This window comes from Pseudomonas sp. FFPRI_1 (assembly GCF_055384485.1).
This window is the reverse complement of record NZ_AP029168.1, coordinates 1,677,306-1,699,708: the sequence shown is the minus strand read 5'-3', so window position 1 is coordinate 1,699,708 and position 22,403 is coordinate 1,677,306. Positions and strand designations below refer to the sequence as shown.

The window sequence follows — 22,403 nt, the reverse complement described above, 5'->3', positions numbered from 1 at the left end:
GGTAGCACCGGCCGGTACAACGAACGTTGTGTAATATGCAATATTTGTCACAGTCACCCCCCCGCAAGTAGCAGAAACTGCACCGGAGTTTATTGATACCTGGACCTGAATTGGGCGGCCAGTGGTGTTGGTGTAGACGGTGCCTGAAACGCGGCTAGCCGTGACGTTCTGCCAAGCCTGTCCATCCCCCAGGCTACGTGGCCTGGAACCTAGGGCTGAAACGTTTGCGGCCAAGCCAGCAATGTCGATGGTTCCCTGATTGACTGGGGCGTTCCAGGCTTTGATGCACCACATGACCGCAATGTTATGAGGGCGCGTCTCGTGAGATGTCCGAACAGATCGAGACGCGTCAAACGTCAGGCTCGCCGTGACAGTTGTAGTGGGGCCATCAGCGAAACTACTTCCTTGCCGGCTCGTGGAACCAAAAGCCCCAGAAGACGCTAGCGTACCTTCACCCAGAAACTGATAGAGCGCTCCAGGGTCACTCGACAGACTCGCCGTGATGTTCTGCAGAGTATCTTCCTGGGCACCACCAATGATTCTCCCACCATCCATGCCACGCCCATGATCCCATCCCCTCAGGAACTCCCCTCGCGTCTCAGGCAAGCGGAAGTTGCCCACTCCTTCCCCCCCCGTGTTGAACGTCATGCCCAGGTACGCCGCCAGATCCGGATAAGCCGCAGCGCTCTGCACACTGCCATCCACCTCCAGGAACCCCGCCGGCACCGTGCCCTTGGGAAACGGCACCATGGCCCCCACCGGCAAGGCCGACATGTTCTTCAGCAGCGCCTCGATCTCGGCCTTGGTGTAGGTCACCGACTTGGTATAGGCATCGGTAATCCCATACTCGGCCAGGGTGGTACGAATCTTCTCCGGCGGAATCGAATCGCGGACGATCTTCTGGATCGCCGCCAGCAACTGATCATGCTCGGCTTCGGCCGGCTGCTTGCCTCCGGCTCGAATCACATTGAGCAGTTCATCAGTCACCGCATTCCCCCACTCGGAAGAAATCAATGAGCCGACTTGCCCCGTGACCGGGTTCTCATCGACAAACTTGCCATTGACCAGCCCGACACTGGCCACACTCTTTGGATAATCCACTCGTTCATCCTCTAGTCATAGTTGATGTACACCTGGGTATGCGCCGGCGTACTGCGATGGATCAGGCACTCCAGGGCGCTGCCCGGGTTCGTGCCAAAACGTTCGCCCCAATAGCTCGCGCCGAAGCGCCGGCCCAGTTGCAAGCGCCCGCCGGTATTGAGGGTCCACATGAAGTTCGCTCGCCAGGTGCCAAAGTGCGCCTGGCCGAAGCGTGAACGCCCCATACGCGGGGTGCTCTGTTCGCTGACGCTGGCGTTGGGGTAACCCTGGCTGCGGGCGATCTCGACGAAATAGGCGGCGCGTTGGCTGCCGACGGCCAGCAAGCGCCGGCGCACCGCCAGGCGCCGGTCTTCGAACAGCGGGGCCAGGCCCAGGCAGGGATCGGGCAGGTCCATGACCTTTTCCCAATCGGCCACCAGTTCGCTGACGCCGGCCGGATCCATCTCGTTTTGCAGGTCCACGGCTCGGGCGTCGATGCGCGCCAGCTCCTGGGACAGGCCCAGCAACACTCGCTCAAGCTCCGGCACCCGCTCCGGATCCCAGGCCGGGCCACTGGGCAGCAGGCTGCGCAGTTGCTCCTGGTACTGGGCGGCACTTCTCAGGGCTGCCATTCACAACCTCCGAATACCAGCAGTTGGTTGTTTCCGGCAGGGACATCGGCCAACGGTGCCAGCAGCCGGTGATCCTGCTCGCCGGTGGCGCTGCTGATGGCTTCGCGGACATGACTCAACAGCAGGCTCTGGCCAAGGCCGGCCTCACGGCTGTGCAAGTCGCGCAACTGGTCCTCGACCGCAGCACGCACCGCGCTGGTGTCGGGAGTCAGGCGCAGTTTGTAGGTCACCGGCTGCATCACCGGGGCCAGTACATACACCTGGGCCGTCACCGGACGTAGCGGCTCGATGTAGGCCGCCACCAACGCCAGTTGCTCAGCATTGGGAATGGGTTGCGCATCGTCGTCACGCATGACAAACAGGCCCACGGTGCCTGGCCCCAGATAATTGCGTCGGCACCAGGCACGGGTGATTCCTGGACATTCCAGGGCCCAGGTTTCGTAGTCGTCCGCCGAGCCGCCGTGGGGAATGATCCGGTATGAGCGGATCACCCGGGCCCGCAGGGACTCGAGGCTTTCCTTGGCCACACCTCCGGTCAGGCCCGGGGCCTGCACCGTGAACGGGTTGCTGATGCCCTGCACTGGCTGTACCGCGATCAGGCTCAGGCCGGCATCGGCATTGCCCAGGGCGCCACCATCGACCGCCTGGATCGTGGTGCGGTTGAGCCCAGCGCTGGTGGTGCGGGCCGCGGTCACCTTGTAACTGCGACCGTCGCTGCTCTGCAGCAGCGTGTCGACATCCAGCACCGCACCGGCCGCAGCAGTGAAACTGACGCTGCCAGTGGCCGCTTGAGCAGCTTTGCGTGGCTGGTTCAAGCGCAGGGCAGCGATGCGCTCCAGGGTCGACTCATCGGCCTGGTCCGGTAGGATCTGCTCGGCGATCCAATCCAGGTAGCCATACAGGCCAAAGGCGGCCCCGCTCAGGGTGCGGGCCAGCACTTGGGCATCGGACTGGCGCAGCGAATCGCTGGCCAGGTCGCTTTGGGTGCGCTGAATCAGCACCGGCAGCGAAGGCGTTTCAAACGGCATAGGTCACCTGCCAACTGTGAATGGGGTTGATGTCCAGGCGCTCACCGTCGGCCAGGATCAGCACCGTGCGCAGATTCAGGCGCTGGGCATCAAGGCGTTCGCTGAGGATCTCGATCGCCTTGCAATGGCCATCGTCGATCAGCCACTGCAAGGCCTCACGGGCATAGAACTCGGCGTCGAGCTGGGTCTGCCGGGTCAGCTTGACCCGGCGTAGCAGCCACAGCCGCGAGCCGATACGGTCGTCGGCCACGCTGGGAAAGCTGTCGCCCCACCAGCCATAGCGCTGGTCGTCGTCCAGGGCGTCGTCATCGGCGGCGCGGCGCCAGGTGAACAGGCTGATTTCCACCGCTCGGGTCAGGGCGTTCTTCAGGTCATAGGTGGCGAACATGCTTAACCTCCCACCGGCGCGCCGGTCTGCCCCGGGCCGGGTTGCACGCCGCTGTGGGCGTGATTGATCTGGCTGATGCCGGCGGCGACCTGATCGCCCTGGGAGACGATCTTGCCGCTCATGCTCAGGGTCGGGCTGTCGATGGTGACAGCGCTGCTGGCGCGGATATTCAAGGTGGCGGTGTCGATGTCGATGACCCGCCCGCGCTTGAAGTGAATCTTGTCGCCCTCGTCGGTGTAGATCGCCACTTCACCGGCGGCCAACGCCTTGAGGCGATAGCGCCGGTCGGCCACCACCAGCACCACCCCATGGGAGCGATCGCCACCGAGGAAGGTGGCGATGCCTTCGGCGCCGGCCAGGGGGTTGCTGGTAAAACCGTAAGGCTCGAAATGCTCCATGTCGTCGTTGACCTCGCCGGCGGTGAGGCGCATTTGCAGCGATTGCAGTTTGTTGGCCGAGTGGGCGAGCACCACGGTGCCCCGCGCCAACAGGCGTGTCAGTAGGCTCATGCTGGGTTCCTTCGGAGGGTAGGAGCCGGCTTGCCGGCGAACGGGGATTGCGCGGTTTCAGGCAGGAGGCCTTCGCCGGCAAGCCGGCTCCTACGGGTGGCTCAGGTTTCAGGCCTTGGGCGAGCCGGGGTTGGCGTCAAAGGTCTGCGGCGGCGCCACCTGCAAGGTGGTGATGGAACCCCGGTCGGACAGCGACCAGGTGACCTTGGAGATCAGCATGTCCTGGTCGAAACCCAGCACCGGGTCGATGACCCGCACCAAAGTGTTGTGTCGCCACAAATCACCATTGCTCTGGCGCCAGCCCTGCACCTGATAGGTGGTGGTCAGCGCCTTGCCGGTGCGGGTGCCGCACTCCCAGTCAGCCCGCTGCTGAGCCAGTTCGGCACTCAGTTGCGCCGCTTCGTTGATCACCGTCACTCGCTTGCGCGGGGCGCTGGTATCGCTGGACTGGCCGGACACCTCGCAGACCGCGACACCGCTGCTCTGGTCGCTGCCCTTGTGCTGGCCGATCACCCGGTACTCGGAAAACACCGCGGAAAAGTCCATCGGCGCATTGGCCGAGAGAATGTTCTTGCCCAGCTCCAGCGCATCGCCGGCACGCCCGCCGCTGCCTGGTGCCGCCAACAGCAGGTAGCCGTCGGCATCATCGGTGGAGAACACCCGGTACAAGGTCAGCAAACGGTCGATGGAGGCGAACACTGTCTCCCCGGGCACGATGCTGTGGGTGTGCAACTTGCTGGTAGGTGCAATCTCGCTGCGCACTCCCACGCCGTAAGAGCCGGCCAGGGCGCGGACGATGCTCAGCACATCCTGCTGGCGCCACTGGCTCGGCCGGTTGATCGCCGCGCAATCCACCAGATCCTGGGTCAGGGAGCTGCCCTGGATGCTCAGGCTGATCTGCTTGCCGTCGTAGCTCACCGGCGCCTGGTAGACATGCCCGGTGAGCACCAGGTCGCAACCGATGCGCACCTGGCAGCGAGCGCCCGGGCGGATCCGCACCTGCCCATCCTGCCCCGGCCATTGCCAGGTGATGTTGAGGCTGAAGGTGCGGAACTGGCGCTCCAGGTCCGCCGTGATCTCCACGCTTTTCCAGCCGCTGTAGTCCAGCCCGTCCACCGTCAGGGTGACGATATTTGCCAGTTCGTCCATGGATCACTCCCGCGCAATCTGCAGATCGGCCGGCGGCAGGAAGCCCGGATGGGCCACCCGGTTGCGCTGCACCACTTCACCGACCCGCGTCGCATCGGCAAACCGCTCATAGGCCAGGACCAGCGCCGGCATACTGCTTTTGGGGCTGAGACTGACCAGCCGTACCCCGGACGAAGCCACCGCATTGAGGTGGCCCTGCAGTTGCTGGCGCAAGGTGTTGAGCGCCTGGTAATGCATCGGGTCGGCCTTGAGCGCGGCTTGCCAGATCACTTCGTTGAGCTGATCGCGCAGGGCCAGTACATCGTCGGCCACCGGCACCTCCAGGCGCTGCACCGGCTGGCTGGCCTGCTGGGCCAGGGGCGGCGTGCTCTTGAGCTTGACCACCGGGTTGGCCACCGGCAAGGCCGACACCAGCCGGGCGATCTGCACCAGCAACGCATCCTGGACCAGGTTCGCTACCGCCTCGGCCGCCGCCGTGGTGTCCTTGCCGGTCGTCAGTTTCGGTGCATCGATGCGCCTGGCCGCCTCCACCTGCTGGGAAATATCGGCGAGCATCTGCCGATAGCCGGTACGGGCAAAATCCTTGAGCCCGCGCACATCCTCCAGCAACCCCTTGAACTCCGTGCTCAGCTCCTTGGGTATTTCCTTGACCGCCTTGACCAGGGTGTTGAGGTCGCCATAGAACTCGATCAGCGGCTTGAACTCGTGTTCGATCACCGCGTACACCTCGGTCAATCCCTTGCGCAGCGAATCCACGCCGATCCGCGCCTGCTTGATCAGGTGGGTGGCGAACTCGAAACGCAGCAGCGCCGAGCCCAGCAAGGTATCGCTGGCCACCAGCACCTGCTGTTGGGTGTTGACCACCGCCGAAGGAAAGCGCAGCGGCAGGTCCGGGTAGAACTTCAGGCTGAAGGTCACCAGGCCGCCGTCCTGGCGGCTCTGGGTCATCTCGCACTCGCCGACCTTGACCTGCATCCGTCCAAGCCACGGATGCACCAGCTCGCCGCTGCCCTCCTCCAGGGCCTTGAGCAACTGGTCGCGCTGCTCCAGGCAATCGCTGCCGACGATAAAGGCCGTCAGGTCATGGACTTTCGCCTGCTGGCCCAGCCCTTCGAAAAACGCCTGGTCGCGCTGCGGGTATTCATGCAACTGGCCTTTTTGCCCCACCGGGGTTTTCGCCTGGTCGACCCAGAAGGGCACGCCGCGAAAGGATGCGGGCAACAAACGATCACGCCAGTTATCCGCCATGGGAACCTCCTAGGGAAATTGAGCGATAGCCCAGGGTCGAAGCGATGTTCAAACCCGGTTGATTGGTCGTGGCCTGTTCGGCGCGCAGGCCAGCCGGGGCGTTTTCGAAACGCAGGGTCAAACCGCCTTCGAGTTGGGTGCGGTTGTTGGCGGCGTTGTGCTGGATCAGGGCACTGGAGCTCTGGGTCAGTGAGCTGCCGTTGGTTGCGGCGAAAGGAGATGCCAGCCCGCCTGTACCCTCGGCATTGATCTGCTTTTGCGCCTCGGTAAAGCCTTCGACCTTGCCGGTGACAGTGGCAATCAGCCCGCCGAAGCCGCCCTCGAACAGCTCCTTGATCGGCACCATCAGTTCTTGAAGCTTGCTCCACAGCCCGGAAAACCAATCGGCGATGGGCGCCCAGTGGGTCATGATCAGCTCCATCGGCGACCAGTCGAACAGCGCCTCGATAACCTTCCTGATCGAGTCGATACCCGGTTGCAGCTCGGCCCAGACCGAACTGAAAAAGCCCGTGACCGTACCCCAGTTGTTGTAGAGCATCCCCAGCGGGGAAAAATCGAACAGGGTTTGCAGAACCTTCTTGACCCCGTCGATACCCGGTTGCAGCGCCGCCCAGATCGAACCGAAGAAGCCCGTGACCGCGCCCCAGTTGTTGTAGAGCAGCACCGACGGGGAAAAGTCGAACAGCGTCTGCAACACCGTCTTGATCGCCTGAATGCCCGTTTGCAATGCGGCCCAGATCGACGCGAAGAAGCCGCTGACAGCTCCCCAGCTCTGGGTGATCAGGTCCATCGGCACCCAGTCGAACAGGCCTTTCAGAAAGGCCATCGCCGGCACCGTCAAGGCCTTGAGGGATTCCCAGATAGAGGCGAACAGCCCCGTCAGTCCAGCCCAGTTATCGATGATCAGCCCCAGAGGCGACCAGGAGAACAGCTCCTTGAGGAAGCCGAACACCGAGGTCGTCATCGCCTTGATACTGTCCCAGAGCCCGGCAAAGAACGCCGTGATCGCCCCCCAGTTGCCAATCAGCATGCCCAGGGGCGTCCAGCTGAACAGGGTGCTCAGCACCTCCATCGCCTGCGCCGCAAAGCGCTTCACACCTTCCCAGAGGCTGACAAAAAAGGCCGAGATCGGCGTCCAGTTGGCAATGATCACCCCGGCGGCCAGAGCAATGCCCATGGCAATCAGCATCACCGGGCTGGCCTTGGTCACAGTGCCCATCAGGTCGAGCACCTGGGTCGCCCCGGTCACGGCGGTTTGCATCGCCGAGAAGGCGATGGCACCCATCGCCAGTCCTTCGACCAGCTTCGGGTTGTCGTCGAGCAGCGTGCCCACGCTGTTGAGCATGGGCTCCAGGCCGACCACCAGCGCCCCCACCGCCGGCACCAGCGCAGCATCAATGGCCGAGGACACCTTGGCCATCGACTGACTGAAAACACTCATGCCTTTGGCCGCGTCGGCCGGCGCACTGGAATCGCCGACCTCGGTCAGCTTGCCCTTGAACGCATCGCAGGCTTTGATCCCGTCCAGAAACGGGGTGATCAGGCTGCCGCCCTTGAACAGGCCGCTGATGTCCAGCTTGCCCAGCCCGGTCTGCTCAAGTTTTTTCCTGAAAGAGTCGACCTTGCCTTGAAGGGCGACCAGTTTGGGTGACAGTTCGTCGATGCCGGTCAACAGCACCGACTTCTTCTCTACGGTTTGTGTGTCTGCCATCACTGCACCTGCTGCATCGCATTGATCCGTTGCGCGTGCTCCAGGGATTCGCGGAGCACATCCAGTGGCCTGGCCATCATCTGTTCGGGGTCAACCTTCCAGAACCAGGCCAGGTCATAGGCGACAGCGATCAGGTCGGCGATGGCTGCGATGCCGCACTCATGAAAAAACTCGCCACCGCCCAGCTCAGGGCGTTGAGGTCCACCAGGTCCAGCTGGTTCACCGAGGACGGTGGAATGCCGGCACAGACCGCGATGTACTTGGCCGCGACATCCATGTCGAGGCTGACCTCTTCGCTCTTGTCGATCTTGTACGGCAGCGCCTTGATCGCCCGCACTTCCTGCACCGTCGGGCGGCGCAGGGCGAGTTCGGCCAGGGGCTCGCCGTGGGCCTCGATGGGCACCTGCAGCTTCACCAGGTTGCTCATTGCCAGGTCCCCTTCTGCCCTTCGAAGTTCAGCTCGATGCTGGCGTCGTCGCCCTTGGCCACCGGCTCATCCACCAGGTAGGCGCCGGCCAGCACGTAGACCTTGCCGTTGGCGAACTCGCAGGTGACGGTCATGTCGACGCCTTCGATCAGTTGCTTGAGCGGAAAGTCCGGGGTGTGCAGCGCGGTGACTTTGAACGACGGGGTGAGGTCGGTTTCCTTGTAGAAACCCGGAACCACGGTTTCCCGCTTGACGGCCATCAGCGGCGCTTCGCAGCCGCCGCTGATGGTCAGTTGAGCGCCGTCCACTTTGACGTAGCAGGTGCCCGCGATCAGTTGACCCATGATGTTTCTCCCAAAAAATAAGCCCGCTCAAGGCGGGCTGAAAAAGCGCATTGATGCAGGTCCGGCTCAGGCCGCCGCGTCGTACTGCAGGCGGAACTGGTTGAGCAGCGCGAACACCCGCAGGCCGTTGATGTAGTCCGGAGGGAACAGCACGTTGACCCGGCTCGGGTCCTGCACGTCGCGCTCGACGATCAGGTGCTCGGCGAACAGCTCGGCGTTCTCCACATGGCCTTCCAGCTCCAGCTTGGCGTACTGGGCAATCAGCTCACCGCGAATGGTGCTCGGGGTGACGATCGGCTGGCCGGCGCCGAAGCGGGTGCCGTCGGCGGCCAGCTTGTGGCGCCCGTACTTGCTGGTGATCACGCTTTGCAGGCGACGCACGATGAACGCCGACTGGTGCATGGTTTCGCTGTCCAGGTAGGAGTTGTCGGCCTGGCCGTAGGCGTTCTTTTGGTAGGTGGTGATGGCCCGCTGAATGCGCATGTAGCCGCCTTCGTAGTAGGCGGTGGCGATGCCGTAGTTCAGCAGCGACTGGCGTTCGGTGAGGGTGAAACGCTCGCTGGCCGGCGCCGGATCGACGCCCGGCAGGCTGCCGCTCTGGGTCGGGCGGCTGGCGTCGGCGGAGATGAACACCGAGGTCCGCGCCGCCAGGGCCGCGGCCTGGACCCACACCGGTTGCGGCACGCCGTTTTCCAGGGCCTGGAGGGTGATGTGCTGATCGTTGCGCGCCTGGCCGGCCGCCACCAGGGTGCCGACAGTACCGCGCTTGGCGCTGTAGACATGGCCGAACAGCTGCTTGGCCCAGGACCAGCGACCGGTGCTGTCATCCATGACGGCTTGCCAGGCATTCAGGCTGGCGGTGTCGGTCCAGGGCATGCAGATGAACTCGAACGGCTCGTCGCCCAGGGCGGCCAGCGCCGCGACCTGATCCGGTACACCGGTGCCACCGGCCATCTTGCCCAGCACCAGGGTCAGGCCCGCCGGAGTCTGTTCGCCGTTGCTCTTGCCCAGGCGGTTGAACTGCAGGCTGATGTCATTGCCGCTGTCGCCGGTCCACTTGGCGTTCAGGGTCACAGTGCCCTCGACGGCGGTCGCAGTCACCGGCAGATCCAGCGCCGCGTTGACCTTCAAGGCCAGGGCGCTGGCCGCCTGGACCGCAGTGGCGCCGCTGACGATGGACGCCTGCACCCGCACACCGCCAACGTAGAGGTTGAGCAAGCCGCTTTCACTGGCAGCGCCGGTGATCTTCACTTCGGCCTTGGCCACGCTGCCTTCAGTGCTGTGCAGCGGCAGGCACCAGATCTCGCCCACCGGGTCGGTCTTGCGCCAGGTTTCATACATCGAGGCGAGCATCGAGCCCTGACCACCAATGCTCTTGGCCAGGGCCACACTGGACACCAGCACCAGTTTGCCAAGGTCGTCGCCAGCCTGGTTGTCGTTGACCTGGGCGACGATCAGCCGGCGCATGGCCGAGGACGCGCTATTGGCCGCCGAGTTGTCCATCTCGGCGTAGAACAGCGGCACACGGATGTCCGCCGGGATATTGCTGAAACCGATCGCCATTATTTGGCTCCTTGAGATTTCGCCGCTTTCACGGCTTTGCTAGTGATATCGCCATCGGCCAGGCGGCGGCGCCACCAGGCGTTGTCTGGCACTTCACGGCCCTCTGCCGGCAGCAGATCGCCTGCTTGCGGATCGGGTACGGCACGGCCGGCAACCGGCAGCACGATGATGCGTTTGCTCATTGCTTCAGCTCTCCTGAGAAAGTCAGCTCCAGGCGCCCGTCGGGCCCCGGGCGTTGCAGATTGGGGTCCGCCGGATCGATGGCATCGACCCGCACCGTGACCCCGGTAAAGGACGGCAAGCCGTCGAGTTCACGCTCATGCCAGGTTTCCGCCGGCTGGCTGGGCAGGTTGCGCCCCAGTTGAAACTCGGCGAAAAAGCGCAGGCGGTAGAGCAGGCGGGTGGCGTCGAGGGACAGCAGTTCGCCGCCGTCGTACTGGATCGGGTTGTATTCGGGACCGGGCTTGAAGCCGACCAGGGCGCGCCAGACTTCAGCACGCAGGTCGTGGAGTTGGTCCAGGGCTTGTTGTGGGTTGGTGGCGTCGAGAAGCAGGACGACTTCGAAGCAGTCGCGGATGGTTAAAGCGGCAGTGTTTTGAGTGGTATTACGAATCGCCCGATCGGCCAAGGGCAGGACATAAGCTAAGGGGGGGAACAGCGCACCACTACCTTCAAGAGTAGGCAGATCAATACTGACCATCAGCAAATTAAAATTGCTGGAACAACAAACTTTCAGTTGATTAAAGACTGGTGTTGACTTCACGTGAAACTCCACCAATTGTGATGGATCTGGCGAAAAGGTTCTGGATGGTGATTTCAACCATCAGATAGGCTCAGATCAAATTGAATTGCGGCAACCAGCAGTCAGTTCCCGAGAAAACTAGTCGTGATACTTTCCGCCAAAGGCTGAGAAACACCTATTCAAAGCAGACAGCAGTCCAACAAACGAACTAGCTAAACATCTGACCAGGTTTAAAAAAGCTCAAATATTCAGAATTGGCATCGCTGGGAGATCATAAAAAACCGCCCCAGGGATACCACTTTGAAACATACCGGACGGAGCATCCATAAAAGATTCCAGATACAACGAAGGAACTCCAGAAGATGCCCAGCCCAGGCCGACTTCGGTAACAACAGAAACTTGCCCACGATTGGTATTTACAACTCCAAAAAAACTGTAAGGCAAAATTCCGACAGCAACATACTGACCGCTCTGCACCGAACTAAACTTATAATGATAAAGATCATCACGACCATTAACATATGGACTTCCTCCGACTCTCATCCAGTCAGTTGTTTTTCCGGAAACCTCTCCAGAAAAGGTCAGCATCCGCCGGCCTGCATCAAACACTTTGTTGCCGCCTTCGTTGAAAACTGACAAGGTCCATTGTTCACCATAAGGAAGGTCTGTAGCATAAACCTGCCATTGCAAGGAGATGACTGCGGTTCTCACACGGACCGAAAAACCAGACCATGCTCCTGGTACGCCAATAGCCGTAACCCCACCGATTTTCCCGCCTCCTGTCCATTGAGATGCACAGATGACAGGCGGACTATTTGAAGTTATCAAAAAAGAAAACTTGATATCAGTAACACCAACGCCACAAACAGTTACTCCCGATGTAGCCAATGAATAATTCAGAAACTTAGAATCAACCAGCATGTCTCCATCAGTATTTTTTATAACTATTCCGAAGCTCATAATTTAACCACCAAAATCAACTCACTAGGACACAAATATGCTGGTCGGTAGTACCATGCATAGCTCCATACGATTTGACCATCCAAGAGATAGACCGAAACACCTACCTGCCCAGGAAGGCCTTTAGGTATTGAGTAAACGTAAGCATTATGAGGCCCATACCCAGGTACCAACTTGCTACCGGCCTCAATCTGACCAACCGAGAATCGCTCTACCACACGCAAAGCCCGACCGGTCATCGAATTTATGAGAGTTCCTTGGGAGTCAAATGTCGCCAGTCCGAAACTCATGCGCTCAAGTCTCCTATCTGTACACGCATCTTCCCAGCAAGATCGAAAACCTTGATTGCACGATTCGTTACCATCAAGCGTCCACCACCTGGTACCGAGCCGTTAAACTCAAGTTTCCCCATCTTGTCTAGACGCCAACCCTGCACATTTTCAACAAAGTCATCCGACTGAATATATTTACCGATCATGGCATTCGTAATTGTCCCACTCTTGATAAAAGCGGTATCAATATAAGCAGCACCATCTTGAATGACGAATGGAGAGTAGATTTTATTAGAGTTCGGATCAACCACGGCAAATCGATTGGCCGCTATTAGTACTTGGCTAGTAATGTGACCTTTCTTGTTCTCAACCCCAACACCAATACCTGCCAAATAGGGTGTTCCGTCAACGGTAAGTTGGGTCTTGACCGAGTACATAGCTGCGAGTTCGGTTTTCAACGCATCAACTTCAACCTGAGCGCCTCCGCCTGAGTCGATCTTTTCCAGCAAGTGCTGGCTCAACTGAGTCTCGGTGATCTGGTCATTGAGGTAATCCAGAATCGGACCAGCATCAGCCGAAGACTGGCCCGTCACAGGCCCAAAGAACGCTCCCACGTTACCGATGCGATCCACCAAACGAGCCCAAAAGAAAAACCGCACGCCGGCAGCCAAGCCCATGATTGTCAGGTCCGTCTGCGGATAGGCGTAATCACCAAACTTGGTAGCCGTTCCAATATCATTGGTCTGGCTGTACCAGATCTCGGTTCGCTGCAGGTCCGCAGTGCCAACGCCTGCTGGAATGCTCCAGTTCAACTTGATGCCAAACACAATCGACTCGGCGGTGAACGACGCCACCACCGGCGGGGGCGTGGTCTTGCCATTGAGTACGGTCTCAGTGGAAGTCGCGAACACCGAACCAATATCCAGCGAATTGATCGCTCGCACCTTGGCCACATAACGACCGGCATAGATCCCGCTGACTTCAATCGAGGTCGCGCCAGTACGCCCGGCGAACACCCACTCACCCTCGTTCTTGCGCCAGTACACCTCGTAAGCAATTGCGTTTTCAGGTCGATCCCATTCAATGGTCATGACACTGACCGCGGTGCCCTGGTCGACAAAGTGATCATTGCTCAGTCGCACATTGCTCGGCGGTCGCTGCACACTCGGCGGAATCACCGTCACCGGGGGGTGCTCGATCCGCGCGCCGTTATCAATCGCCTCAAACTTGCTGGCTACGTGCTTGACCGCGCTGATGCTGTATTTGATGGCGTCATCGCTGAAGTCTTCAGCCACCGACAGCACCCGGAATTGTTGGGCTGCCAAGGTCGGCGAGTCGATCGCCCACATTGATTGCTCTGGCGGCAGCGCCTCCAGCTTCTTCTCCAGCACCACTCGCTGGACTTCAGCAGGAAAGCCGGTGGTATCGAAGGTTATGTCGCCGTTGTCCCAGGTGATCCCGGTGCTGTCCCAGGTCAGTGGATACCCCACCGACTTGATCACCCGCGAGATGGCCTTGCCAGTGGACATGATCAGGGTGACGGTATCGCCCGGATAGGCCTTCACATCGGCGTCGAGCACCAGGGTATCCAAGGTCGCAGAACGCAGTCGCCCGCCAATCCTGCGCCCTGCCCTGTCGTTATCCGCCACCCGGATGATCTGCCCCGGACGCGCCAGGGTGCCATCCAGGCCCACGGCGAAACTCACGCTTTCGGTTTCCAGGCGGTTGGTCAGCAGCGCCCATTTGCCAATGCGCTGGGCCTGGGCCTGGGAGGTGCAGCCGGTGGCGGTGATTTCGGTCTGTTGCACGCCGTAGCGGGCAATGCCTTCGGGGTCATCGACGTACTGCACCTTCTGCCGGTAGAAGTCCGCCGGGTCGTTCCAACTGACCAGGGCCACGCTGAAGCGGGTTTTCTTCGCCGAGCCGCCGTAGACGAACTTGCCATCAACCACGTTGGCGTTGCTGTAGGTGTACACCGGATCTTCGGGCATATCGGCCACGGCCATCACCGAACCGGCGCCCCAATAGGCCATGCCACGGAAGGTGGTGGCCAGGTCCTGCAGCACTTTCAGGGCGTCGGCGCGGACCGACAGGTAGAGGTTGCAGGTGAAACGTGGCTCGGTGCCGCCCTTGCCGTCGGAGACCGGTTGGTCGCAGTACTGACCGATGCGGTACAGCTCCCACTTGTCGACCTGGGCAGCGTTGAGCAAATGCCCCAGACCATAGCGCTGGTGCAGCAGCAGGTCGTAGTAGATCCAGGCCGGGTTGTCGGTCCAGGCCGACTTGAAGGTGCCATCCCAGACGCCGCTGTAGATCCGGGTCTGCGGGTCGTAGTTGCTGGGCACACGAATGATCCGCCCCTGCAGTTCGAAGGAACGGGTTGGAATGGATTGGAACTGCGACGCATCGAATTGCAGGCCGATGATCGCTGAACCCGGGTAGCGCAACTTGGCATCGATCACATCGGTGATGGACTCGACGCTGGTGGTGTCGGCAATAGCACCGCTGCTGGAGTTTGGCGTCAGGCGCCGCACACGAACCGTCCAGCCGGCAGTGGCCGTCGGCAGGTCAACGCGATGGGAGCGCTCGTACTTGCTCGAGGTCTTGCCACTGAAGGCCGCTTGCAGCACTTCCACGAAGGCACCGCCATCGGTGGAGAGGTCAATGGCATAGCGCACCGTATAGCCATTGGTGTCGCCGTTGCTGGTATTGGTCTGCGCCAGCCGCGAGACCGCCAGGCGAATGCGCACCGCCGACAACTGCAGGTTGGTGATGGCCTTGCTCCAGGGCTGATCGCTGCGCAATTCAACGGCCACCGAAGACTCGTTTTCCACCGCCGGAAATCCCGGGATGTAGGTCTGGTCCTGGCTGCCATTGCGGACATCAAGGGTGACCCCGGAGAAGTTCAGGCTGCCGTCGGCGTTGGCCAGGGGCGTCTCGTTGAGAAACACCGAGCGCTTGCCGTTCTTCAAGCCCAGGATCTCGCCTTCGCTGACGAGGTCGAGGATCCGAGCGTAAGCCGTGCTTTGCAGGCTGTCTGGCGCCTCCACGGAGGGACGGGGCTTGGAGCCGCCGCCTTTGCTGCCAGCGAGATTGAGATCAGTCATGACTTTCCTTCAGGCGAAATAAGGCCCGCGCAACGGCAGGCTGATGAAAGACGGATGTGTTTAGAGTTGGTCTTGGGCGTAGATGCCCGCGCTGATCACCGCGCTGCCGACAGTCAATTGGCCGTACAGCAAACCCACTGGATTACCCTGAGCACTGGTATTGGCTGGGCCATTGAAGCTGTAGCTGGGACTGTTTTCCGGACGGTCCTGGGCACCCAGCCCCTTGGCCTGAGGAGCCAGCATCTGCATTGCACCGCCGATCATCAGGGCTGCCCCCATCTGATAAAGAAACGGGGAAGATCCCGCCAGGGGGGTAAACGACAAGACAAATGCTGCCGCCACCAGTACCGCACCAACGATGGTTTGCAAGCCGCCAGCCCGTTTAGAACCGCAGATCACCGGCACAATGCGAATCGTTTCCTTACCGGTAGGCCGCTCCAGGTCTTCTTCGGCCAGGTTCTCTCGCCCCTTGAACACGGCAAACCGCAACCCTTTCTCGGCACTCCCCATCATGTAACGTTCAAAGCCCGGAAACTGCCGAAAATAGCTCATCACATCCTTGAAGCCCCCTGCCGTGGTCACTCGATGCTCACGGCCAAACAGACGTGCCAATGAGCCTGACAACAGCACGGTTTGCATTTTTTGTTGCTCTATCGCCAAGCCCATGGGTCTCTCCAGGCAATAAAAAACCCGCATCGGCGGGTTTCATCTAAATTGGGTGGCGTGGTTCACAGCTGATCCTGTGCATAGATCCCAGCACTGATCACTGAACTGCCCACAGTCAACTGACCGTACAGCAGCCCCACCGGATTGCCCTGGGCACTGGTATTGACCGCGCCATTGAAGCTGTAGCTGGCGCGGTTGTCGGGACGGTCCATGGCTCCCAGCCCCTTGAGCTGCGGCGACATCATCTGCATGACCCCGCCCATGGCCATCGCGATGCCCATCTGTGCGGCAATAGTCCACCCCGTGGTGCCCGTGGTACCGACAAATGTCGACGTTCCTCCAGCAGCCAGCGCACCACCGGAGAAGTAAGAAGCCGCCACCACCAACGCGACGCCAATGATCGTTTGCAGCCCACCTGAACGCTTGCTGCCGATCAAGACCGGCGCAATACGGATATCGCTGTTGCCACTGGGCGCGTTCAAACGGTCGTGACCGATATTGTCGCGCCCCAGAAACAGCGAGTAGGTCAATCCGCGGTCCTTGGACTCCATCAGGAAAGCCTCGAATCCCGGAATCAGGATGCACAAGGCTCTTACCGCTTCCGAGGCATTGCTGACCGCCAGCCTGTGCACCCGGCCAAAACGTGCACCCAGGGTGCCGTAGAGGCGGATGACCCGGATTTTTTGCTGATTCATCACATCACTCCCGGGAACAAGATCCTCGGTTGAACTCAAGGAAAGGCGATGCACTTCAAGCCATCGCCATAAGCTGGCGATGTCGCCAGATGCTGACCGTTACCTCGTCCCAGTAACCGCCATAGATGTCGCGCTTGCTGTCACGTCCATAGAGGTGATGGAGGATCGAGCCCGGTGCGGGGAAATGCTCCGGCTCGCTCTTGAGCACGCCGTCGGCCAGGTAGATCGCTGCGTGATTGGGCACCGGCGAGCGGATCTGCATCAGCACCACATCCCCTTGGCGCAGATCACTGACCCGCTCGAATCCGGCCTGGGGCAAATGCTCCAGATAGAGATTGCCGCCCTTGTCCCACCAACCGTCTTCACGCTGGTAGCTGCCCAGTTCGATACCCAGCTCCCGACGGTAGTAATCCAGGATGATGCTCAGGCAGTCGTGGATGCCATGGGCAAAGGCCCGGCCAATCAACGGCGCTTGATACCCGGTGGGTGCCAGGCTCGCCCAGTCGCCCTTGTGCAAGGTGCCAGCATCGTCCTTGCGTACCTCCAGGATGTGCCAGGGCAGGCCCGAAGCCTCGCAGGCCACTCTATCCGCCTCGCTGGGAGCCGGCGGGTAATCCGGGTGGCTGTGGATCACCGCCAGTACCTCGCCACGTTCTTCCGCCGCCGCGTAATCCTCGGGCGCCAGGCGAAAATGCTCGCTGGGCGTGGCAGCGGTATTGCGACAGGGCACATAGACCCGCTTGCGCCCCTCGCGGATCAGCAGCCCGCAACACTCCTTGGGATACTCGGCCAGGGCATGGCGCTCGATGGCCGACAGGTTCGCTTTGTTCATGGTCAGCTCCGTAGCAGCCCGGCCGCTGGGAATGAACCGAAGGGCAACGGATTGTTTTCGCCGAAACGCAGCTTGCAGCTGCTCAATCGCCCACCGCATTTATCCTTGGCAGCATCGGTGACGATCACATCATTGAGATCCGCCACCGGGCCGCCGTTATACCCGCAGTACGGCCCGCGATAGCCGCCACAGCTGAGCCACCAGCAGACGTTGGCGACAATCTGCCGTCGTGGCAGTTGCACGCCGTTGAAGTCCAGGGCGCTGGCCAGTTCGAACTTCACCACCTCGTTGTCTTCGCTAGACTTGCGCTCGACATACCAGATATCCGGTGGCAACTCCTCTTCAGGGTCGGCTTCCGGCTGGCCATCCAGGTACTTGCCGAGGGTGCGGTGACGAATCAACCGGGCCCCTACCAGGTCCTCGAAGTACAGCACCAAGGCCGTGATAAAACCGCCGACGTTACCGACTGACAGCGTCGGTGTCGGCTGCGCACCCTTGCCGGTCATTTCAAAACCCTCGGCCTGGATCGGCCAGGGTGAATACTCGAGCCCCTGCCAGAAGATCGACGACTGCTGGGGGTAACCGTGAAAGCAATAAAGCTCGGCGCCGAGGCTGGTGGCGTCGAGCTCAAAAAGCTCCACCCACGCGCCTGGCTCCAGGGTCTGGATATCGGCCGTGATCGGCATGGTGTTTCCTCGGGCAAAAAAAATCCCGCTTGATGGCGGGCCTGTGGGGTATTGCTTCGGAGCCTATGGGGCTTTGGTTTCTCCGCTGATCGTTGTGCGGGCTTCAGCGCGCTTGGCGGCGATGTCTTCGGGTATTGCCTTTCCAGTCTCGACAAGGCGCATCACATACCAGTCGGTATCAGACAGGTACTTCAGGGCCTCGCGAGTCTCCTGCTCCTTCTTGATGCTCTCCTGGGTGGGTATCGATTTGATCTTGGACAGGTCCATCTTTCGGCTCCTCGATTACTGGGGGGTGTTCTTGTTCCTGGTCAGGCTGTGGAAGGTCGACGGGACCGTCGCCGGTTGTGACAACCGTCTCGGGGTACGCCATACGGCGCGGCGCCTGTAGTGGCGTCCTGAATAGAATGGTCAGGTGATACCCGTCCTCGCGGTGCTCGATGCCCCCTCGGAAAATAACCTCGTGAACGTCGGCCCCATCAATCATGCTGCCGACCGGAATCGGCGACAGGTCGAAGTCCTGGCCGTCAATCGTGATCACGGCCCCTTTTACAGATATCGTTGTAGGTGTGTAATTGCTTACCTGGGCCTGCGGGCTCAGAGTGATATAGAAGTTCATTATTTCCACCTACCAATAGCTACACATGCAATGTCGGCGCTTGCGCCTGTGACAGTTGATAGAAATCTAACATCGGCTATACCGCTCAATGTCGCTGGGGTGTTCGCCGACCCCCATCCCAGGCTTACAGCTGGGTTGTCTACGGATATCGTTATCGAAGGCCTATCCCCAGCGAATGGCACAGGCCAGGAAAATGAGTTGCCGGGCTCGTTAAGGAAAAGCGAACCCACAGGTATCGTGGTTACTACGGTCCTTTTCCTGGCCGTCCAGCAAATCATGGTCCCGTCAGGGAATTTCAATGCCTGCCCGTTCGAATTGGCGATGCGCTCTGTAGCCTCAGTTGGAGGAGCCCAGTTGGACCAATTGCCCGCATTTTGCACTCTGGTGTAAACACCCGGTACATCAGGGTTGAGCGCACGCGCTGTTTGCCAGGCGTAGCCAGTCTGGATAAAGGTGTGGTCAATAAGCCAGTCAGCAATGCTGGGGCCGCCAGAGCTATTGCTATCAATCCAGAGCCGGTGGCTGTACGTTGGCAGCGCATTGGCATTAGTGCCTGCTGGCGACCTTGCCATGGTCCCTGAGTAGCCCTCCCTTGAGGTTGCGATAGTCCCCCACGGCGAGACAGCCCCGTTCACAGAGTTTCGGTAAAAAATACCCTGCCCTGTGATTGAGTGGATCGTCTGCGTAAAGTTCGCAGATGACTTCTCATAAAATGCAGTATCTATTACCCCGTACACCCCTGGGGAGTTTGCTGTCCCTGGATGCGAAAGCAGCTTGCCAGAGGCCGCCACTTCGTTTGCGTTTTCGCAGGAATCAAGCCTCACAGCGCCTACGCCGTAGTCGCCCTGCAGAAGCACCTTGACCGCAGGCTGATCAACCCCATCGCTATGGCGCTTGTACCAGAGTGAGTTGCTGCTGGCAGACATGATCAGCTTGCAGCCCCACTTATCCGACCAGCCGACAGCCGACAGGGCTACGCCATGATCACTGTTATTTGGTCGGCCAGTTGTTTGCGGGTCCCATAGGTACAGGCCGCCGACCGGGTTCTTTGTTATGTCGTTGCCAGGAGCGTATGTCGAGACTGCTGCGCCAATCCCATAGTCGCCAGTCTTGAGCACTCGGCCCCACAAGCCAGGATCTCCACCGGACTTGCTGCGAAGCCACATTGCAGCGCCCGGTCCTTGACCGAAGGCTAGCTGAGTCCAGAAGCCGGGTGAGTGGGAAACATGCTGAAGCGAGCACCCGCCCTGCCCTGGCTGGTTCAGGGTTTCGGCCGTGACCTTGTAATAGCCGCCCCTGGTGATCAGGTTGCAATCGGCTGCATCGGCGCCCGTGTCACCGCCCAAGCCGAACTCGCCCTTCTTGATGCTCTGGTTTATCTGGGCCTGCAACTTTGCAAAGGCCTGCAGGACTGTGTCCGTGGCCACGATGGCAGCATTAACCAGCGCCCCCAGGCCAGCCAGCGTCGTCGAGCGCACACGGGCGCCAAGCTCAGAACCAGGCACTGCTGCATCAGCCTTCGCCTGCGCAACCGCGGTACGGGCATCGAGTTGGGCGAAGTTTGCATTGATGATGGCACCGCCAGAACGCAGGTCATGGCCACTACCATCATTCGGCGTACTGCCGATGTTGACTGGATCAATACTCATGGATGAAATGCCTGTTCAAAAGTCGCACTGAGCGAATAAATTCCCGCCCCCAACGGCGAGGGTTGATAAGTCTTGCAGCGATACAAAGCCTGCTCGCCCAAGGGCGGCGTCCAGTAAAACGGCATCGCTCCGGCATGGGCGTCGATAAAGGCGACGATGGGTTTGATCGTCTTGTCGTCGCCGACAAAGGTCAGCGGCCAGGACTGGCTCTTGTTGTTGATCCCGTCCTGGGCCACTTGCTGGTAACCGTCGCCAAAGCGCGCCGACTTGAGGCGAAATTCGACACTGCCCACGGGCTCGATCTTGGGTACCCAAATGAATGTTTCGATAGTCATGGTGTTCTCCGGGCGTGAGCCGTTGCGGCCGCTGGGAATCATCGGCCGTTGATGACGGACCAGATCTGGCCGCCCGGTTTCAGGTCACGCGCGATCTGCTCGGCAGCGCCCTGTTTTGCCGCGCTGGCGTAGGCATTGGCCAGGCTCTGGGAATTCATGCCGGCACCCGAAGCACCGGATTGTCCGTCAGGCACGTTGATGGTCTGTTGGATCAGCACTTGCTGATTGCTGGTGGTGCCGGACTGTCCGCCACCTAGTGCAACGACCCCCAGCGAACCGTCGGCACCGCGACTTAAAGGCATGATTGCCTCTGGGCCGGCTTCACCGAACAGGGCCATGGGTGCCAGAGTCGGCCCGGTAGCAACGCCATTGGTGAAAACCCCACCGTTGGCGTACTTGAAACTAGAGCCCAGGCTCAATTGAGGGTCGAAGGTGTAGCTTGCCGAACCGACCGAGGTGGTCGTTGGTGCAGGTGTAGCAGTAGAACCAAACCATCCCATGACCGCAGAACTGGCCATTCCAAACAACGAACTCAAGGCTTTGGACGCCGCCGTCTTCGCCGCCAGCATCGCCATGTCCTTGAGCACCGACTTGGCAAAATCGGAGAAGGAAAACTTGCCCGTAGTGGCGAACTGGAGGATCGCCGCGTCCATCTGCTCGAAAGCGCTGGTGAACACCGCCTTCGACTGAGCGGCGACGTCACCGGCCTTGTTCATGTAATCGTCCCAGGCGGAGGAGGCACCATTTTTCCAGTCGCCGAGAGACTCGCTCATCTGTACATAGTTGCTTTGAATCTGCAGTGTCATGTCACTGTGCTTGGTCTTCAGCTCATCCAGTTTGATGGCATAGTCGTCGGCCCTCTCCGCGCCACGACCATAGGCATCTCCCGCTGGAAACCTGATTCCCGCTGTGTCGGCATAGGTCGCTGGTGCCTGAGTCGCGCCTTGTGGGTATTGCTTGTCCAGGGCCTCGCGTGCCAACGCATACTTTTCATCGTTGGCACTCAGTTGCGTGGCCAGGTCCTGCTGACGCCTCCCCCGCCCCAACTGAGAGGCGGCAAGGGCACCGGAAGTACGCAGTGACTCAAGCTCGGTGGAGTACGCCCGAAACTTTTTTCCAGATGCCTCCAAGGTTTGCGCATACTCGGTTCCAGCACTTTTGTTCTGCTGGAGCAGTGCGTTCAAGGAGCTTTGGCTTTTTGAAAAATCATCGGCCGCTCTGGCAGCCGGGTCGTAAGCCTTGCGTAGATCATCAAAGGCACTGGCAGTCGTATCCAGTGCCGAAGCCTGCGAGTTCGCCAGAGCAGCGGCGATTTTCCTGCCGGCCTCTTCGACCCGTAGCTGCATGTTGCGCATGCCTTGGTCGGTAATACGCTGGGCCTTGTTCAGAGCCCGCTCCAGGTCGCCAAGGTCCAGTTGCAGACTCCCTCGGGAAGCAGTTGCCATAGGTTTCTCCGGGTCATGAAAAAACCCGTCGAAACGGGTTTGGGAAAAGTGGCCTGGGTCAGCGCCACTCGTTCATTGCGCGTTCGAGCGAAAGCCCCAAACGTTGTTCGTGAGGCATGAAGTCCAGTAACTCCGCCATGCCTCCGCCCAGCCGGTGGGTCTGCAGCGCCACCAGGGCGCTGCCCGCCTCCAGCCGCCTACCGGTATGCAAGGAACCATATCGGTCGATATAGCGCCCCCATGCCAGGGCTTCCTGGTAGGTCATGCGTTCCTTGGCTTCGGCAATGGTCCGGCCGCCAACTCCGTTCAGCACCAGCTC

The 22,403-nt window shown here is 60.4% G+C and carries 23 protein-coding genes and 1 pseudogene; all 24 read right to left on the bottom strand.

The features are described 5' to 3' along the window. Positions 1-225: 225 nt before the first annotated feature. A pseudogene (locus tag ACZ5BO_RS07635) lies at positions 226-1,101 on the bottom strand (phage tail protein); the annotation flags it as partial. Between the two features lie 11 nt (positions 1,102-1,112). Beyond that, the gene (locus tag ACZ5BO_RS07630; protein WP_025127707.1) at positions 1,113-1,712 is read right to left on the bottom strand and encodes a YmfQ family protein; all 600 of its coding nucleotides are present in this window, start codon (positions 1,710-1,712) and stop codon (positions 1,113-1,115) included. Continuing rightward, entirely contained in the window at positions 1,700-2,740 is a 1,041-nt protein-coding gene (locus ACZ5BO_RS07625) for a baseplate J/gp47 family protein (RefSeq protein WP_025127706.1), read from the bottom strand. The genes ACZ5BO_RS07630 and ACZ5BO_RS07625 overlap by 13 nt, the downstream gene beginning before the upstream one ends. Further along, entirely contained in the window at positions 2,730-3,128 is a 399-nt protein-coding gene (locus ACZ5BO_RS07620; protein ID WP_025127705.1) for a phage GP46 family protein, read from the bottom strand. Before ACZ5BO_RS07620 ends, ACZ5BO_RS07625 begins: the two co-directional genes overlap by 11 nt. A 2-nt stretch (positions 3,129-3,130) precedes the next feature. Then, on the bottom strand, positions 3,131-3,637 hold the full coding sequence (locus ACZ5BO_RS07615; protein ID WP_464699060.1) for a phage baseplate assembly protein V: 507 nt from the start codon (positions 3,635-3,637) through the stop codon (positions 3,131-3,133). Positions 3,638-3,745: 108 nt separating this feature from the next. Next, positions 3,746-4,786, bottom strand: coding sequence for a phage baseplate assembly protein (locus tag ACZ5BO_RS07610; protein ID WP_464699058.1), 1,041 nt, complete (start codon positions 4,784-4,786; stop codon positions 3,746-3,748). 3 nt (positions 4,787-4,789) lie between these two features. Beyond that, the gene (locus ACZ5BO_RS07605; RefSeq protein ID WP_464699056.1) at positions 4,790-6,034 is read right to left on the bottom strand and encodes a DNA circularization protein; all 1,245 of its coding nucleotides are present in this window, start codon (positions 6,032-6,034) and stop codon (positions 4,790-4,792) included. Then, complete coding sequence (locus ACZ5BO_RS07600) at positions 6,024-7,745, bottom strand: phage tail protein (protein ID WP_464699054.1); 1,722 nt, start codon at positions 7,743-7,745, stop codon at positions 6,024-6,026. Before ACZ5BO_RS07600 ends, ACZ5BO_RS07605 begins: the two co-directional genes overlap by 11 nt. A gap of 130 nt (positions 7,746-7,875) precedes the next feature. After that, positions 7,876-8,172, bottom strand: a complete 297-nt coding sequence (locus tag ACZ5BO_RS07595; protein WP_025127700.1) for a phage tail assembly protein — start codon at positions 8,170-8,172, stop codon at positions 7,876-7,878. After that, positions 8,169-8,516, bottom strand: a complete 348-nt coding sequence (locus ACZ5BO_RS07590) for a phage tail tube protein (protein WP_464699052.1) — start codon at positions 8,514-8,516, stop codon at positions 8,169-8,171. The genes ACZ5BO_RS07595 and ACZ5BO_RS07590 overlap by 4 nt, the downstream gene beginning before the upstream one ends. Before the next feature lie 66 nt (positions 8,517-8,582). Further along, a complete protein-coding gene (locus tag ACZ5BO_RS07585) occupies positions 8,583-10,079 on the bottom strand; it encodes a phage tail sheath subtilisin-like domain-containing protein (RefSeq protein ID WP_464699050.1) in 1,497 nt (498 codons plus the stop codon). After that, positions 10,079-10,261 (bottom strand): DUF2635 domain-containing protein, encoded by a 183-nt coding sequence (locus tag ACZ5BO_RS07580; protein WP_025127697.1) that lies wholly within the window; start codon positions 10,259-10,261, stop codon positions 10,079-10,081. Before ACZ5BO_RS07580 ends, ACZ5BO_RS07585 begins: the two co-directional genes overlap by 1 nt. Beyond that, positions 10,258-10,842 (bottom strand): phage tail terminator protein, encoded by a 585-nt coding sequence (locus tag ACZ5BO_RS07575; protein WP_464699048.1) that lies wholly within the window; start codon positions 10,840-10,842, stop codon positions 10,258-10,260. The genes ACZ5BO_RS07580 and ACZ5BO_RS07575 overlap by 4 nt, the downstream gene beginning before the upstream one ends. Before the next feature lie 219 nt (positions 10,843-11,061). Then, a complete protein-coding gene (locus ACZ5BO_RS07570) occupies positions 11,062-11,781 on the bottom strand; it encodes a hypothetical protein (protein WP_464699046.1) in 720 nt (239 codons plus the stop codon). A 286-nt stretch (positions 11,782-12,067) separates the two neighbouring features. Beyond that, positions 12,068-15,160: a TipJ family phage tail tip protein gene (locus ACZ5BO_RS07565; protein ID WP_464699044.1), complete on the bottom strand. Its 3,093-nt coding sequence runs from the start codon at positions 15,158-15,160 to the stop codon at positions 12,068-12,070. A 60-nt stretch (positions 15,161-15,220) separates the two neighbouring features. Next, positions 15,221-15,826, bottom strand: coding sequence for a tail assembly protein (locus ACZ5BO_RS07560; protein ID WP_464699042.1), 606 nt, complete (start codon positions 15,824-15,826; stop codon positions 15,221-15,223). A gap of 62 nt (positions 15,827-15,888) precedes the next feature. Continuing rightward, a complete protein-coding gene (locus tag ACZ5BO_RS07555; protein WP_025127693.1) occupies positions 15,889-16,521 on the bottom strand; it encodes a tail assembly protein in 633 nt (210 codons plus the stop codon). A gap of 55 nt (positions 16,522-16,576) precedes the next feature. Beyond that, positions 16,577-17,353, bottom strand: a complete 777-nt coding sequence (locus ACZ5BO_RS07550; protein ID WP_464699040.1) for a C40 family peptidase — start codon at positions 17,351-17,353, stop codon at positions 16,577-16,579. 2 nt (positions 17,354-17,355) lie between these two features. Then, positions 17,356-18,039 carry a phage minor tail protein L gene (locus ACZ5BO_RS07545; protein WP_464699038.1) on the bottom strand — a complete coding sequence of 228 codons (684 nt, stop codon included), beginning with the start codon at positions 18,037-18,039 and terminating at the stop codon, positions 17,356-17,358. A 63-nt stretch (positions 18,040-18,102) separates the two neighbouring features. Continuing rightward, the gene (locus tag ACZ5BO_RS07540) at positions 18,103-18,306 is read right to left on the bottom strand and encodes a hypothetical protein (protein WP_464699036.1); all 204 of its coding nucleotides are present in this window, start codon (positions 18,304-18,306) and stop codon (positions 18,103-18,105) included. A gap of 348 nt (positions 18,307-18,654) precedes the next feature. Beyond that, entirely contained in the window at positions 18,655-20,304 is a 1,650-nt protein-coding gene (locus ACZ5BO_RS07535) for a pyocin knob domain-containing protein (protein ID WP_464699034.1), read from the bottom strand. Further along, entirely contained in the window at positions 20,301-20,639 is a 339-nt protein-coding gene (locus tag ACZ5BO_RS07530; RefSeq protein WP_464699032.1) for a phage tail protein, read from the bottom strand. The genes ACZ5BO_RS07535 and ACZ5BO_RS07530 overlap by 4 nt, the downstream gene beginning before the upstream one ends. A gap of 38 nt (positions 20,640-20,677) precedes the next feature. Further along, the gene (locus ACZ5BO_RS07525) at positions 20,678-22,084 is read right to left on the bottom strand and encodes a phage tail tape measure protein (RefSeq protein WP_464699030.1); all 1,407 of its coding nucleotides are present in this window, start codon (positions 22,082-22,084) and stop codon (positions 20,678-20,680) included. Positions 22,085-22,142: 58 nt separating this feature from the next. Further along, positions 22,143-22,397, bottom strand: coding sequence for a hypothetical protein (locus ACZ5BO_RS07520; protein ID WP_019093181.1), 255 nt, complete (start codon positions 22,395-22,397; stop codon positions 22,143-22,145). Positions 22,398-22,403: the final 6 nt, after the last annotated feature.

What these genes read in the sequence shown, in the direction of transcription:
- ACZ5BO_RS07605 (WP_464699056.1), bottom strand. Translation starts at nt 6,034, where the DNA reads ATGGCGGATAACTGGCGTGATCGTTTGTTGCCCGCATCCTTTCGCGGC.
- ACZ5BO_RS07585 (WP_464699050.1), bottom strand. Translation starts at nt 10,079, where the DNA reads ATGGCGATCGGTTTCAGCAATATCCCGGCGGACATCCGTGTGCCGCTG.
- ACZ5BO_RS07590 (WP_464699052.1), bottom strand. Translation starts at nt 8,516, where the DNA reads ATGGGTCAACTGATCGCGGGCACCTGCTACGTCAAAGTGGACGGCGCT.
- ACZ5BO_RS07545 (WP_464699038.1), bottom strand. Translation starts at nt 18,039, where the DNA reads ATGCCGATCACGGCCGATATCCAGACCCTGGAGCCAGGCGCGTGGGTG.
- ACZ5BO_RS07570 (WP_464699046.1), bottom strand. Translation starts at nt 11,781, where the DNA reads ATGAGCTTCGGAATAGTTATAAAAAATACTGATGGAGACATGCTGGTT.
- ACZ5BO_RS07625 (WP_025127706.1), bottom strand. Translation starts at nt 2,740, where the DNA reads ATGCCGTTTGAAACGCCTTCGCTGCCGGTGCTGATTCAGCGCACCCAA.
- ACZ5BO_RS07560 (WP_464699042.1), bottom strand. Translation starts at nt 15,826, where the DNA reads ATGGGCTTGGCGATAGAGCAACAAAAAATGCAAACCGTGCTGTTGTCA.
- ACZ5BO_RS07630 (WP_025127707.1), bottom strand. Translation starts at nt 1,712, where the DNA reads ATGGCAGCCCTGAGAAGTGCCGCCCAGTACCAGGAGCAACTGCGCAGC.
- ACZ5BO_RS07615 (WP_464699060.1), bottom strand. Translation starts at nt 3,637, where the DNA reads ATGAGCCTACTGACACGCCTGTTGGCGCGGGGCACCGTGGTGCTCGCC.
- ACZ5BO_RS07550 (WP_464699040.1), bottom strand. Translation starts at nt 17,353, where the DNA reads ATGAACAAAGCGAACCTGTCGGCCATCGAGCGCCATGCCCTGGCCGAG.
- ACZ5BO_RS07610 (WP_464699058.1), bottom strand. Translation starts at nt 4,786, where the DNA reads ATGGACGAACTGGCAAATATCGTCACCCTGACGGTGGACGGGCTGGAC.
- ACZ5BO_RS07565 (WP_464699044.1), bottom strand. Translation starts at nt 15,160, where the DNA reads ATGACTGATCTCAATCTCGCTGGCAGCAAAGGCGGCGGCTCCAAGCCC.
- ACZ5BO_RS07535 (WP_464699034.1), bottom strand. Translation starts at nt 20,304, where the DNA reads ATGAGTATTGATCCAGTCAACATCGGCAGTACGCCGAATGATGGTAGT.
- ACZ5BO_RS07555 (WP_025127693.1), bottom strand. Translation starts at nt 16,521, where the DNA reads ATGAATCAGCAAAAAATCCGGGTCATCCGCCTCTACGGCACCCTGGGT.
- ACZ5BO_RS07540 (WP_464699036.1), bottom strand. Translation starts at nt 18,306, where the DNA reads ATGGACCTGTCCAAGATCAAATCGATACCCACCCAGGAGAGCATCAAG.
- ACZ5BO_RS07580 (WP_025127697.1), bottom strand. Translation starts at nt 10,261, where the DNA reads ATGAGCAAACGCATCATCGTGCTGCCGGTTGCCGGCCGTGCCGTACCC.
- ACZ5BO_RS07600 (WP_464699054.1), bottom strand. Translation starts at nt 7,745, where the DNA reads ATGGCAGACACACAAACCGTAGAGAAGAAGTCGGTGCTGTTGACCGGC.
- ACZ5BO_RS07525 (WP_464699030.1), bottom strand. Translation starts at nt 22,084, where the DNA reads ATGGCAACTGCTTCCCGAGGGAGTCTGCAACTGGACCTTGGCGACCTG.
- ACZ5BO_RS07530 (WP_464699032.1), bottom strand. Translation starts at nt 20,639, where the DNA reads ATGACTATCGAAACATTCATTTGGGTACCCAAGATCGAGCCCGTGGGC.
- ACZ5BO_RS07595 (WP_025127700.1), bottom strand. Translation starts at nt 8,172, where the DNA reads ATGAGCAACCTGGTGAAGCTGCAGGTGCCCATCGAGGCCCACGGCGAG.
- ACZ5BO_RS07620 (WP_025127705.1), bottom strand. Translation starts at nt 3,128, where the DNA reads ATGTTCGCCACCTATGACCTGAAGAACGCCCTGACCCGAGCGGTGGAA.